The following is a 13,721-nucleotide window of genomic DNA, read 5'->3' on the forward strand; positions in this document are numbered from 1 at the left end:
TGGCGCACCCGCAGACTGGCCGCATGCCTGACAGCACCGGTTTCGACGTCTCGCCGTGGGGGATCGGCTGGTCGGGGTGGGACCCGCAGCGCCAGGCGCGGCGGGAGTCGGTGTTCTCGCTGTCGAACGGCCACATCGGCTGGCGCGGCACCCTGGACGAAGGCGACCCGTGCGAGGTGCCCGGCGCCTACCTGAACGGGCTCTTCGAAGAGCATCCGATGCCGTACGCCGAGGACGGATACGCCTACCCCGAGCATGGCGAGACGCTGATCAACGCCCCCGACGGCAAAGTGATCCGGCTGCTGGTCGCAGATGAGCCGCTCGACATCCGGCAGGGGCGGCTCGAGCACCATGAGCAGCACCTCGACTTCCGGTCGGGGACGCTGCGGCGAGAATTGCGCTGGACGTCACCCGCCGGGGACACCGTGCACGTCGAGTCCACCCGGCTGGTGTCGCTCGCGCATCGCCCGGTCGCCGCGATCGACTACCGGGTGACCGCCGTCTCCGGACCGCTCGACCTCACCGTGCTCTCGGAGATCGTGGCGGACGAGCCGCTGCCCCGCGTGCACCCCGACGACCGCGTGATGGCCCCCCTCGAGCACCCGCTCGAGCCCGTCGAGCAGTTCGCCGACACGACCCGGGCCACCCTCCTGCTCCGCACGCGACGCAGTGGGATCGGTGTCGCGGTGGCGATGGACCACGTGATGGAGGGCGCCGACTGCTCCGTCGACACCGAGGCATCCGAGGATGTGGCCCGCACCACCGTCACGACCCGTCTCGCTGCGGGCGACAGCATCCGTCTCGTGAAGATCGTCGCCCACGAATGGTCCGATGCCCTCACCGATGCCGCACTGCGCGACCGCGTGCAGGCCTCGGTCGCGACCGCGACGCAGCTCGGCTGGGATGGGCTGGCCCGCGAGCAGCGCGAGTACCTGGACCACTTCTGGGACGCCGCCGATGTCGTGCTCGAGGGCGACGCGCGCCTGCAGCAGGCGGTGAGGTTCGCGCTCTTCCAGGTGCTGCAGTCCGCCGCGCGCACCGAGGTGCGCTCGATTCCCGGAAAGGGGCTCACCGGCCCCGGCTACGAGGGACACACCTTCTGGGACGCCGAGGCGTTCCTGCTGCCGGTGCTCACCTACACGATTCCGGATGCCGCGGCCCACGCCCTGCGCTGGCGTCACTCGACGCTCGACCTGGCGCGGGAGCGGGCGAAGCAGCTGCATCTGGCCGGTGCGGCGTTCCCGTGGCGGACGGTCAGCGGACGGGAGTGCTCCGGCTACTGGCCAGCCGGCACGGTCGCGTTCCACATCAACGCCGACATCGCGGTCGCGCTCCTGCGGCACGTGCGGGTCACCGGCGACGCGGACTTCGAGCGCGAGGTGGCGCTCGAGATCCTCGTCGAGACCGCGCGGCTGTGGGTGTCGCTCGGGCACCTCGGTCGCGACGGGGCGTTCCACATCGACGGGATCACCGGCCCCGACGAGTACTCGGCGCTCGTGGACGACAACACGTTCACCAACCTCGCCGCCCGACGGAACCTGCGCGGCGCCGCCGAGGCCGCGCGCCGGCACCCCGACGACGCCCGCCGGCTCGGCGTGACAGACGACGAGCTGGGCGCGTGGGAGAGCATCGCCGACGCGATGGCCGTGCCGATCGACGAGGAGCGCGGCGTGCATCAGCAGTCGGCCGGCTTCACCGACCTCGAGCGCTGGGACTTCGAATCCACGTCGCAGGACCAGTACCCGCTGCAGGACCACTTCCCCTACTTCGACCTGTATCGCAAGCAGGTGGTGAAGCAGGCCGACCTGGTGCTGGCGCTCCACTTCTTCCACGAGGAGTTCTCGGACGACGAGACGGCGCGCGCCTTCGCCTACTACGAGGAGCTCACCGTCCGGGATTCGTCGCTCTCGGCGTCGTCGCAGTCGGTCGTCGCGGCGCGGGTCGGTCACCTCGACCTCGCGATCGAGTACCTCCGTGAGGCCGCCACGATCGACCTCGAGGATCTGCGCGACGACATCGACGACGGCCTGCACGTGGCCGCGCTCGCCGGCGTCTGGACGGCGGTCGTGTCGGGACTCGGCGGGATGAGGGACGGATGCCGCGGCGTGGAGTTCGCGCCTCGGCTGGAGGCTCCCCTCACGCGACTGGCCTTCGGCATCCGCGTCGGCGGATGCGTGCTCCGCGTCGACGTCGGGATGGACGCGACGACCTACACGCTCGTCGACGGTCGCACGCTGCGCATCCGGCACTTCGGCGACGATGTGGACCTCGAACCCGGGTCGCCGGTGAGGCTGGCCACCCCGCCGCGGAGCGATTCCGGCCCGCGCCCACGCCAGCCCGAAGGGCGGTCGCCGCAGGAGGTCCGCGCGACGTGGGGCGACTGACGGTCGCGTCGAGGGCTCCTCTGCGAAGCCCCGGCCGTCACCCGTTGGGGTCCGGCTTCGGGGCCTCGACCATGACGTCCCAGCGCAGGTGTGAGACCGGCGGGCCGGCCGCGGGCAGCGCACTGCGCTCGACCCAGAGGACGGGGGCGCCGTTCGTGTCGCGGGCGAGCCGGGCGCGGCGGCGTACCCGGACGCCCGCGCTCGGAATGGCCCGGATGTCGAGTTCATGACCGCTGCCCGCCCCCGCGCCCGAGGGGCCGCCGATGAGGCGCGACACCGGTCCAGGTCGCGGCTGCGGCACCGGCCCGGTCAGATCGGCGAGGATCGCCTGCCGCCAGTCCTGCGACCGGGTGTAAGGATGCCAGTGCGGCGGCAACGTGGTCATCGGCTCGTAACGGAACTGCCGCGTACCGGTGCGCGTCGTCTCGGCGACGGCCTGAGCGGTCGACGTGTCGGCGAGCAGTTCGGCGCCATCGGCCCGCAGCTCCGCCGCCCACGCCAGGTCGGCGTCTTCATCGACGCCGAGCACGATGTCGTCGAGCGGTGGTCCTCCGTGCGCCGCAACGGCGACGGGCCACACGACCAGGTCGGTCGCGGCAAGACCTCGGACGAAGTACAGCGACCACTCGCCGGGCCCCTCGGTCGGCGGGGCGGCGAGATCGTGCGTCTCGCCGAACGAATCCGTCACCCGGACGACGGCTCCGAGGCTTGCGAGCACGCCGGCGGTCGGCGGCGCGGTGCCGTCGATCGGGGCGGATCCGGCCGGCACGGGGAACACGAACCAGTCCTCCGCATCCGAGACCGCGAGATCCGACAGGAGCATGGTCGCCAGATGCGAGCGGTCGGGGGCGAACGCCCCGAGATCGACGGCGGCATCCTCGATCTGCCACCAGCGCGGATGCGGCGCACCGGGGAAGGTGAGACGCGTGGGAACGACCTCCGCCTCCAGCGGCGCTTGCCCGACGGGGACCCCTGCGCCCTTGCCGACGTCGACGCTGAACCAGTCGACGTCGCCCCCGCGGTGCTCGCGCACCTCGAGTCCCGTGTCACCGGCCGAGAAGGTCGCGCTGTACGACAGGTCGCGTCGCGAGAAGCGGTCGGGTGGCGGCGAGGGCACGCCGAGCTCGCCCCAGACCGCGTCACCGGCGAGGACTCCCGACTCGAAGACCGCCTGGCCGTCCACGGCACCCGAGAGGCCTTCATAGGGTGCCGCGAGCGGGCCGAAGCGGAAGCCGTCGAGATCCTCCGGCGCCAGCAGCGGCGCGGCGGCGCGGCCGGCCCGTGCACGTCTTCCGATGGTCCACCACTCGCCGGGCTCGGCCTCGATGAGGGCCTCGCCGGGGATCACCGTCGGATCGAGGTGGGGCCGTGCGGTGTCGTAGCGGAGCGGGATCTGCTGCGGGGTGAGCGTCACCCGGACGGGGGAGGAGGCATCCTCCCCCTGGAACTCGCCGAGCTCCCACTGCCGCGCGAGGAACCACACCGGGTCCGCGACCTCGGCCCGGAGCCCGATCTCGGGGTCGGTGCGGCCGGGTTCGAACCAGGCTCGCCGGAGGTTCGTCATGTCGGCCACCCCTGCCTGATGTCGACCGGCGGCTCGGCCTGCACGATCGGCGAAGGCGTCGCCCACGGAAGCCCGTCGCGATCGGTGGGACGCGCGGCGCGCGCCAGCGCGAGCCGTCGCACCTGCATGACGACGCGCAGCAGCGCCTCGCCTTCGAGGGGACGATCGGGATCGGGCGGCACCGCGACCAGCACGGCGTTCGGAGCGCGGGTCTTGGGGGCGTTGAAGCCGAACGCCGCCTGCGTGACGTGGTGCTGTGACGGCACCGAGTCCACCCAGCGATCCAGCAGTGCGAGGCCGACGCGTGCCGAGGCTCCGCTCACCTCGGGGCCGTAGGCGATGCGCACGGGCCCGGTCGTGCCCCACGGCTCGCCCGCGGGAGCGTCGATCGCCGCGGGCCACGGCTCCGCGGCGGTGAGCTGGTGCGCCTCGAGCGTCGCGACCCGGGGCCGGACGGCCGCGACGATCTCGAGCCACTCGGCGTCGAGCCTGCCGTCGGCCACCACGACCCACGGCGGCAGCAGTCCACGATCGACCACGGGGACGACGGGCAGATGCCGCCGCCCTACGAGGGTGCGGAGCTGATCCTGCAGCGCCGGGATCGACGCGGGCTCCTCGTCCGTCTCGTCGATCCGTGCGGCGAGGGCCGCGGCGGCCTCCGCCCGCCGGTCGTCGGCCGTCCAGTCCTCCGCCACGTCGTGCAGCCCGAGCTTCCACCGCTCGTCGAGCGCAGTGACCGCGGCATCCGTCACGACATTCCCTTCATCGGTGAGCGCCGCCCGCAGGGCTTCGGCGCGGTCGAGGAGCTCGGCACGCCGATCCTTCAGGCTCTGCACCATCGCGGGCACGAGAGCGGGATGGTCGTCCATTCCGTCGGGCGCCGCTTCCGACCCGCCCAGGAGCCGGAGTGCGGCCGAGACGGCGGGGGCGCCGAGATCGTCGATCGCGTCGGCCGCGAGCGCGTGGAAGACCGGGTCGGCGATGGCGACGGGATCCGTGTCGGGAGCCGCAGGCTGACCCGCCGCCAGCACGAGCCAGCACGCGACGGGGACCGTCGTCGCCTCGCGCGGAGTGCGGATGCCGAGCAGCTCCACCGGCGTCGCGAGTCCGGCGGCAGCCTCCATGGCCGCGCCGCCGGCTTCCGGGCTGCGCGTGACGAGAGCGTGCACGCCGTCGACGAGAAGCAGATCGGCGTAGGCATCGAGCACGTCGTCCAGCGGTGCGAGCCGGTCTCCGAGGTCGGCCGGAAGGCCGGGCGGGAGCGCGTTCGCCCGCACGGCGTCCAGCACCGCCGCGCCGTTGCAGACGCGGCGGGTCACGTCGTCGGTCCCGGCCGTCTCGCCGGTCGTCGGGAACGCGCGCCGCAGCACCCGCACGTCGTTCGGGTCGCCTGCCACCGCCTCGACCTCGAGACCGAGCGCCTCGAACGGGTGCACGCCGAGCCGCACGCGGTCATTGAGCCGGATGGCGGCGCGCACCTTGTCGGCGCTCAGCGTCAGATCCCAGCGGCCTTCGCTCTTCGTGCGCACCGCCGCATCGCGCAGCACGGCGGCGACCTGCGCCTGGGCGAACGAGGGGGCGTGCAGCAGACCGGCCTCGGTCGGGCCCGGTGGCAGACCCGGGCGTGCCGGCGACCACGGCTGCGGGCGATCCACCCAACCGTAGGCGCCGAGGAGGAACGGCACCCCCGCCCCCGCCATGAGCGCGGCACGCCGTGCCGCCATGCTCATCAGCCACGGGTCGGCGCGGAACGAGGCTGCGTCGAGAGCGGCCTTGATGCCGCGGAGCGTGTCGGCGGGATTGTTGCGGTACTCCTCGATGAGTTCCTTCAGCGCTTCCCGCACCTGGTCGAACCGGCGGACGATCAGCTCGCCCTCGCGACCCGACCCGGCGACAAACCCGATCGCATCGTCCGACCCGGCCATGACCGTGTTCGGATATTCGTCGTCCAGCGCAATCCGCCGACCGGGGTCGGGGGTGATCCCGAGATCGAGGTCGAGCGCCGCGCGGCCCACCGTGGCGCGGGCGATGATGAGCGACTCGCGCATGAGGTGACCGAGGAGCCCGAACTCGACGTGCTCGCCGAAGTAGAGCGATTCGGGGTGCTCGTCGAGCATCTCGAAGAGGCGATCAGGGTCGGGTTCCTCGTCCCGCGGCGGAGCGGGCAGGTGCCGTCGTGCGCCCGCGGCGGTGAGGGGCGAGAACGCGAACGGCGAACCGTGCCACGCACGCGCCGTCGACCGGTCGTAGGCGGTCGCATGGCTCACGACGAAGCCCTGCGCGATCTGCTGCGCCTGCACGGTCGGCAGGTCGTCGACGCGGCGGATCCGCCAGAACATCGACGGTGCGTGGCGCCCGTGCAGCCCGAGCAGGGTGGCGGCATCCGCACCGACGACGGGTGAGGCATCCGGAACGGTCGTCGCCGCCGCGGTGGCGCGCGCCGCCCCGTCCCGCCAGGGCACCGCCCACTGCACGACCGAGCGCTCGACGTCGCCGGCCACGGGATCGTCGCCCGGGGCATCCTGCCAGCGCACGTCGAGGTCTCCGGGGCCGGGCAGGTCGGCGTCGCCGAAGTCCGATGTCGGGAGCAGCCCGTACGGCTGATCGCCGACGCGGACCGCCGGCCACGGGCCCTGCACAGCGAGCGTGCGCGCGGCCCAATCCGCCAGGTCGGGCTCGGACGTCGAGCCGGCGATCGTCCCGACGACGTCGCGGATGGTGCGGCCCCAGAGCACGGGCCAGAGACCTCGCACTGCGAGAGCGGCCACCCGGCCGTGCCCGGCCTCTCCACCGGGGAGGGGGAGTGCCGGTGCTCCGGCTGCGGTGTCCACCCCGAACGCGCGGAGCACGTCGAGCGTGCCCGGCTGCTCCGTGCCGTCGACGTCGAGCAGCGAGAGCCACGTCTCGGGGTCGTCGGCGAGCGGCGCCGCGGCCGCTCCCGCGACCGTATTCGTCGGCGTGCCCTGCGGCACCACGCCGAGTCGCCCGGCCGCCGCGTGCGACGCGAGGAGATCCGGGGCGGGCGTGTCGCCTGCGCCCACGACGACGAGGGCCCTCAGCGTGTCGACCTCGTTCTGGGTCAGCGAGAGCTCGGTCGCGAGGCCGACATCCCTGGCGCGCTCGTAGTCGAGCCACCACAGGCGGGGCAGCGTGCGATCCCGCGGCTGAAGGGGGCCGAAGCCCAGCTCGGCCGCGATCTCCGCCCGGTCCACCGCGAGCGTGTCGGCCAGCCTGGCGCCGCCGTCGAGGACCAGCCACACGTCCAGCGCCTCGGGCAGCCCGAGCGGCGTTCGCGCCTCGGCCGTCCTCGCCGGCGCCTGTGCGGCGCGATCCGCGACGCGGCGCGGAACGCCGTCCGGTCCGGCCTCCACGGTCGTCGCCGTGCGCCACAGCCACCAGGCACGCCGCCCGCCCAGTGAGGCCGCGACGGATCGGAAGGCCGCGTCGGCGGCACGCGCCGGATCGGCCGCGGGGTCGATGGCCGCGAGCGCGTCTTGGAGGATGTCGAGCTCCTCGCCGAGGGGCGCCGCCGGCGGTCGCGCGAGCGCGATGTCGTCGGGATACACCCGCAGCCGCATGATCCAGCCGCCGGCACCGTCGTCTTGGAACCTCGTCTCGAGGCGCAGGGGGGTGAGGACTTCGACGCGCGTCATGCGAGAGGTCCGATCAGCACGCGCACCGGAAGTGCGAAGCGTCGGTGGGCGAAGTCGCCGCTGTGGTCCTCCGTCGCGGCGATGACGGGGGAAGGAGCGTGGGCGAATCGATAGCCGGCCGGCGGCTCTTCGAGCACGACCCAGTGGTGGGCGAGCTCGGCGATGGGCACGGGGAATCCGAAGAACGTGACCTCCGGCCCGATCGTCCCGGTGAAGGTGAAGTCGACGCGGCGGGGCTTGGCCAGCGTGACGTTCTCGTCGGGCGGGTCGTCCCAGTCCGGTGCACCGCCGGGCGCTGTGCGGGCGTCGTAGAGGTAGACGACTGTCGTCGGGTACCGCGTGAAGATGGGCGAGCGGAACACCACGACCGCTTCACTGGTGCGGCCGCTCGGCGTCAGTCCCGGGTCGCCGAGCGCAGACGCGTCGGGCCACTGGCGGATGGGACGGATGTCGTGCACGGCGTCCGGGTCGCCGCCCGGGGTGCGATCCGCGCGCTGCCAGAAGCGACGCAGCGGCGAGCTTCGGGGCCGCATCGGGACGTTGCGCCACCGCAGCTCCTGAGCGGCCTGGCGGTTCGCGCCGACGAGGAGGGCCTCGACGAACAGCGGGTTGGTCTCGACGGCGATCACCTCGTGCTTCGCGAGGTCGCCGATGCCAGGCAGCATCCAGTCGGGCGAGGCCGTCGAGAGGAAGCTCCACAGCGGGATGTCGAGCTCGGGCTCGACCTCGAGCGGGCGCATCGAGCGCACGCCGGGCAGTGTCGCGTAGACCCTGATCGCGGCGGGCGGCTCGGGCACGGTGGGATCGATCGCGCCGGCCACCAGTCCTCCCAGCCGGCCCACGTCGACGGGTTCGCACCGGGGCGCGAAATCGTCGGGCGTCTCCTCCCACGCGCCGTCAGGCTCCGGCAGCGTCGGGAAGTCCCGTGAGTCGAGCAGCCGGTTCAGCAGCTCTTCGTCGACCCGTCCATCGGGCCCGGGCTGCATCGCGAACAGCACGGCGGCGAGGCCGGCGGGATCGACCACCCCGTCGTCGAGCAGCCGGTCGATGATGCTCTCGGCGAAGCCCGGATCGTCCGTCGCCGCATGGATCGCCTGCCTCGCGTGGCGCAGAGGGTCGGGTTCGGGATCCGGATGCTGCCGCCCGAGCGCATCCTCCGGATCCGTCGCGTCGGGGCAGCCGGCGGCGACGGAGACCAGGATGGCGACTCCCGATTGTCCGGGCGCGGCGAGTGCGGACCGTGCGGTGCCCTGCCGCAGCGCGCGCCGCGCGGCCGACGAGAACAGCGCGGGCGCGAACTGCGGCGAAGTGGGACGACCGGGGTCGTCGAAGTGGCGCACCCCGACTGCGCCGAGAACCGTCGTGCTGCCGACGCCCCCGGCCGGGAGGCGCCCGAGCGCCGGCGCGAGCAGCGCGAGCGCCTGCGCGGGATCGGCGGGCACACGTCGGCGCCACAGTGATCGGCTCGCCCACACGCCGAGTGCGAGGGCGCGGATGCGCTCCGCCGCCGAGGTCGTGTCGCCGAGCCTGACGGCTGCGGCCTCGGCGATGCGGTCCTGCCAGGCGATCGCCGTCCACGCGCCGAGCCCCGCGGCGCCGCGCAGGCGGGGGTCTTCGGTCAGCTGCACCGGCCAGCTTCCTGCCGGGGCGGGAGCCGCCTCGAGCGGCCGGAACGCCCGCGGATAGTCCGGCGCTGTGATGACGTCGCGTCCGTCCGGCGAGACGATCGGGGTCTGCAGCGCGGCGACGTCGGCCGCGACCTCGGGCGGAGGCGGTGCGTCGGCGGGGTCGGGAGGAGGGTCTGCCGGCACGCGGAGGGCGCCGGCCGCCGAGAGCACGACGACGGGATCGCCGGTGCGCGGACGGTACTCGAGGTCGGCTCGTCCGAACGGGCGGCCGCCGCGGCGGGCCAGCTCGGCCAGATCCGCCTTGCGGAGCTTCTTCGCCAGGCCGGGGAAGTCGCCCTCCGGGCCGGTGCGGAACTCCCAGCGGTCGTAGCACGGCAGGGTGACGGCCGCAGCTCCCGACCAGGCGGCGGATCCGTCCGCGGCGAACGCGGGAACGACCACTGCCAGGTAGGACGTGTCGGGAGACAGCTGGGCGGGGCACATCAGGCGCGAGCGCTCGAACGCGCCGACGGTGTGCACGTGCGCCCACGCCCACGAGCCGTCGAGCCCGTGCGCGGCCTGCACGCCGGGTGAGAGACGCACCGAGCCGTCGGGACGGGCCGAGATGCCCTCGGCGCCTTGCACTCCCACGACCAGCGCCAGCCACGGGGCCAGCTGTTCGCCGGACGGATGCTGCGGCGTATAGCGCCACGGGAGGTCGCTCTCTGCGAACTCCACGTGGGCGAGTTTCTCGGACTCGGCGTCGTCGGCGCCGGGAGACGGATAGCGCCTGACGATGGCGCCCGGGGTGAGCCGGGCGACGTCCCCGGGTCCCATGAGCTGGAACTCCGCCTGAACCGTCCGCGGGTCCGACCCGTCGAGGTTCGCGATTCCGATGTCGACCTTCGCCGACAGCCGGCCGCCTTCCGCCGCTCCCGCCTTCACCCGCAGCGGCCGATCGAACCTGCCGAAGTACTGGCCTGTGATCGCCATCGCTACAGGACCCCCGCCAGAGGAACAGCGGCCGCGAGGTCGGCGCTGGGCACCGCGACGGTGCCGATGGCCCGCGCCCATTCGTGGGCCTCGGTCGCGGATTCGTGCACCTGCCCGACGCCCACGACGGTCCACTGCTCGGCGACGGCCGAGAGCACCGGGGTGCGGTCCGACAGCGCCGGCTCGGAGCGGGCCGCCGACACCATCGCGAACGCGGCGAGCAGGTCGATGGGCGGTGATGCGGTGATCGTGCGCTTCCCGCCGGTCCGGGTGTCGATCACGATCTGCTCGAGCGTGCGCTCCTCGTCGGCGTGCGGGAACGTGCTCAGCGCCGGCTGCGGGGGCGTGAGCACCTTGCCGGCGGGAAGCACATCGAACGGCGGCCGGTTCACCAGCTCGGCATCGTTCAGCGTGAGGAAGACGCCGGGAGCGAAGGAGTCACGCACGTCCGGCCCGGTGCCCGTGATGCGCGCGCCGGCGGTCGCCGGCAACGGCACGCCCTTGAGGCGCGAGATCGGGATCCCGAGCGGCAGGATCTTCTGCTGCACCACGAGCGTCCCGGTCGGGGGGACCAGCGCCTTGCCCGGCACCGGCTTGCGGGGCGTCAGCGCGACGAGCCGGTCGGCCGTGCTCTCGGCGTGGAGATTCTCCTTCTTCGCCACTTCGGCTGCGAGGACGTCGAGGATCGGCTCGGCGACGGGCAGGGCGTCGGCCGGGCCGCTGCCCAGCCTGAAGGTCTGGTCGAACTCCACCTCGAACAGGAACACGGACACCGACAGTGATCCCTGCACGACGACCGGCCCGGGTCCCGAGATCTGCCCCGACAGCTGCACCGAGGCGAAGTCGAAGCCGCCGGCCGAGACCGAGAAGCCGGCCGCTACGCGCGCCTGGAAGCGGAACGGCCGCAGTTGCAGGATCGCGTCCGTCTCGATGAAGCCGTGCGCGGCCAGCACCGAGACGTCGATCCCCGCTTCGATGCGGCCACCGAGCTGCACCGTGTTGGCGGTGACGGCGAAGTAGCCTTCGACGCGCAGCGTGATGCCGCTGCCGGGCACCGACTGCGACATGCCGACCCGGCGCAGGGCCGGCAGCTTCGCCGGCTTCGGGTCGAACCCGGGGAAGAACCCGCCGATCGACACGACGACGTAGGCCTCGCTGCCCCAGCTGAGTCGCAGGGCGGCGTCGCCGTAGATCTCGAACACCCCGAGCACGTGGCTGTCGACGAGGCTGGCGTCGATCGCCACGAGCTTCTCGACCGGGTCGATGAGTCCCAGCATGTCGACGCGGAGGTTCAGCACCTGGGGGAGGCTCGGGATGCCGATGCGCGCGACGCCGAGGATCGCCACCCTGCCGTCCGGGATCTGCACGACCACGGCGAGGTCGAGCGACACCATGCTCCCCGTCGGGCCCAGTGACAGCCATGTCAGCCGGAGCGAAGGCCCGAAGATGTGCGTCCCGGTGCGCCGCGGGAAGATGCGGTCGAGGGTGCCGGCGACGGTGAGCGGGTCGTCCGGCGGTCGCACCTGCAGCAGCGCGTCGCCCGCAGCGCCCGTGCGCACCGCGACACGCAGCGCGTCGGTGTCCATGCCGCGATTGACGCCGACGATGCCGCCGACCCGGTCGAGCGCGAAGCCGAACGACAGCTGGATGGGAGGGATGAACTGGATGCCGAGCACGGCGAGGAAGCTCGGGTCGTCGCCGTCGACCGAGAGGATCGCCGAGGCGGTCACGAGCACCGGCGGCACCGGCACCGAGAGCGATCCGCCCCAGCCGCGCTCGAGCGCGCCGCCCGCGTTCGGTGGCAGGCGCACCAGCGATCCGCCGCCCGGGAGCGAGGGGCCGCCCCCCGAGCTCGGCGGGGTGAGGGATGCCTCGACCGCGCCGAGTGCGAAGGGGCCGATCGGCACCGGCGGAAGGTCGACGCCGGGGATGACGGGAGGGTCCACGTACAGCACCGCGGTGCGCACGGCGACGTGGACAGGGCCGATGTCGAGATCCGCGTTGATGCCGTTCGTCGCGAAGGACGCGGCATCCGTCAGCTCATCCAGCAGCGGGATCTCGGCCAACGTGCCGAGCGTGGCCCTGCGGAGCCCGTCGAGCACTGCCGCGCGGGCGCTCTCCCACTGGGTGGCCGCTGTCCGCCAGGCCGCCTCGGTGGCGGTCTCGGGGTGATCGATGAGTTCGGCGATGCCCTGCGCGGCGTCGGCGAGGGCGGTGAGAGGCCCGGCGTCGACGCCGAGGCTCATCAAGGTCGCCCGCAGCCGATCCACATATGCGCGTAACTCGTCGGACGCCATGCTGCGCCCCCCGTCCGTTTCCGCGATTCCCCCGATCGCGCGAACACGCGCACGACCACCTCACAGATACTCCCCGCACGCCGGACCCGCAAGGGGGGAAGCGGTCGGCGGTCGGGGAAATGCCCGCCGCCTCGCGCGCGTTGCCCTCTCGCATGCGATCGATCGTCTACTCCCGCCCCGGAACGTCGTCCGTCCTCTCGCTGGCGGAGCGTGAACCCGGGCAGCCCGGCCGCGGAGAGGTGCGCGTGAAGATCGCCGTGTCGGGCGTCAATCCGACGGACTGGAAGGCGCGCGCGGGATCCGGCGCGGCCCTGGCGTTCGATGAGATCGTGCCCAATCAGGACGGGGCGGGAGTGGTCGACGCCGTAGGCGATGGCGTGACCGACCTCGCCGTCGGCGATCGCGTCTGGCTGTACCTCGCTCAGCACCAGCGGCCGACCGGGACGGCGCAGGAGTACACCGTCGTACCCGCGGCGCGGGCGGTGAAGCTCCCCGAGGGCGTCGGCTTCGACGTCGCGGCCAGCCTCGGGGTTCCCGCGATGACGGCGCACCGGGCGCTCACCGTTCACGAGTTCGGACCGGCACGGCTGTCGCCGGGCGCGCTCGAGGGCCGCGTCGTGCTCGTCGCCGGTGGAGCGGGCGCCGTCGGCCACGCCGCCATCCAGCTCGCCGCCTGGGGCGGCGCGACGGTGATCGCCACCATCTCGAGCGACGAGAAGGCCGCTCTCGCGCTCGCCGCGGGTGCCCACCACGTCGTGAACTACCGACGGGGCGACCCCGCCGACCAGATCACCGCGATCGCGCCGGGTGGCGTCGACCACGTCGTCGAGGTGTCTCTCGCGCAGAACGCCGACCTCGACGGCCAGGTGGTCGCGAACCACGGATCGATCGCGTACTACGCCGACAACGGCGGCGACCAGGCCACCATCCCGGTGCGGCCGACCTTCGCGAAGAACGTGCGGATCCAGGGGCTGCTGCTGTACACGGTGGGGGAGCCCGCCCTGACCGCGGCCGCCGAAGACATCACCGCGGCGCTGCGCGACGGCGCACTCCCCGTCGGCGAGCAGGCGGGGTTGCCGCTGACGTGGTTCCCGCTGGACGCCACGGCCGCCGCCCACGACGCCGTCGAGCAGGGCGCTGTGGGCAAGGTGCTCATCGACGTGACAGGCGACAACCGCTGACGGTGGCGTCGCCGCCGCCGCCGAGCCGGGCAGCGAGCGACG

The 13,721-nt window shown here is 73.3% G+C and carries 6 protein-coding genes; 2 read left to right on the forward strand and 4 right to left on the reverse strand.

From position 1 onward, the window contains the following. The first annotated feature begins 23 nt into the window (after positions 1-23). The gene (locus Q9R08_RS10760) at positions 24-2,384 is read left to right on the forward strand and encodes a glycoside hydrolase family 65 protein (RefSeq protein ID WP_308868002.1); all 2,361 of its coding nucleotides are present in this window, start codon (positions 24-26) and stop codon (positions 2,382-2,384) included. Between the two features lie 37 nt (positions 2,385-2,421). Here the strand turns inward: Q9R08_RS10760 and Q9R08_RS10765 are convergent, their stop codons facing one another. The 4 genes from Q9R08_RS10765 to Q9R08_RS10780 are packed head-to-tail and all read right to left on the reverse strand — an operon-like array spanning position 2,422 to position 12,498. Next, positions 2,422-3,948, reverse strand: coding sequence for a hypothetical protein (locus Q9R08_RS10765; RefSeq protein WP_308868003.1), 1,527 nt, complete (start codon positions 3,946-3,948; stop codon positions 2,422-2,424). Then, positions 3,945-7,601, reverse strand: a complete 3,657-nt coding sequence (locus Q9R08_RS10770) for a hypothetical protein (RefSeq protein WP_308868004.1) — start codon at positions 7,599-7,601, stop codon at positions 3,945-3,947. Before Q9R08_RS10770 ends, Q9R08_RS10765 begins: the two co-directional genes overlap by 4 nt. Further along, positions 7,598-10,201 (reverse strand): hypothetical protein, encoded by a 2,604-nt coding sequence (locus Q9R08_RS10775; RefSeq protein ID WP_308868005.1) that lies wholly within the window; start codon positions 10,199-10,201, stop codon positions 7,598-7,600. Before Q9R08_RS10775 ends, Q9R08_RS10770 begins: the two co-directional genes overlap by 4 nt. Before the next feature lie 2 nt (positions 10,202-10,203). Beyond that, complete coding sequence (locus Q9R08_RS10780) at positions 10,204-12,498, reverse strand: DUF6603 domain-containing protein (protein WP_308868006.1); 2,295 nt, start codon at positions 12,496-12,498, stop codon at positions 10,204-10,206. 152 nt (positions 12,499-12,650) lie between these two features. Here Q9R08_RS10780 and Q9R08_RS10785 point away from each other — a divergent pair, with 152 nt between their 5' ends. Continuing rightward, the gene (locus Q9R08_RS10785; RefSeq protein WP_308868007.1) at positions 12,651-13,679 is read left to right on the forward strand and encodes an NADPH:quinone reductase; all 1,029 of its coding nucleotides are present in this window, start codon (positions 12,651-12,653) and stop codon (positions 13,677-13,679) included. Positions 13,680-13,721: the final 42 nt, after the last annotated feature.

It is taken from the genome of Microbacterium psychrotolerans (genome assembly GCF_031085295.1).
GTDB classification, from domain to species: domain Bacteria; phylum Actinomycetota; class Actinomycetes; order Actinomycetales; family Microbacteriaceae; genus Microbacterium; species Microbacterium psychrotolerans.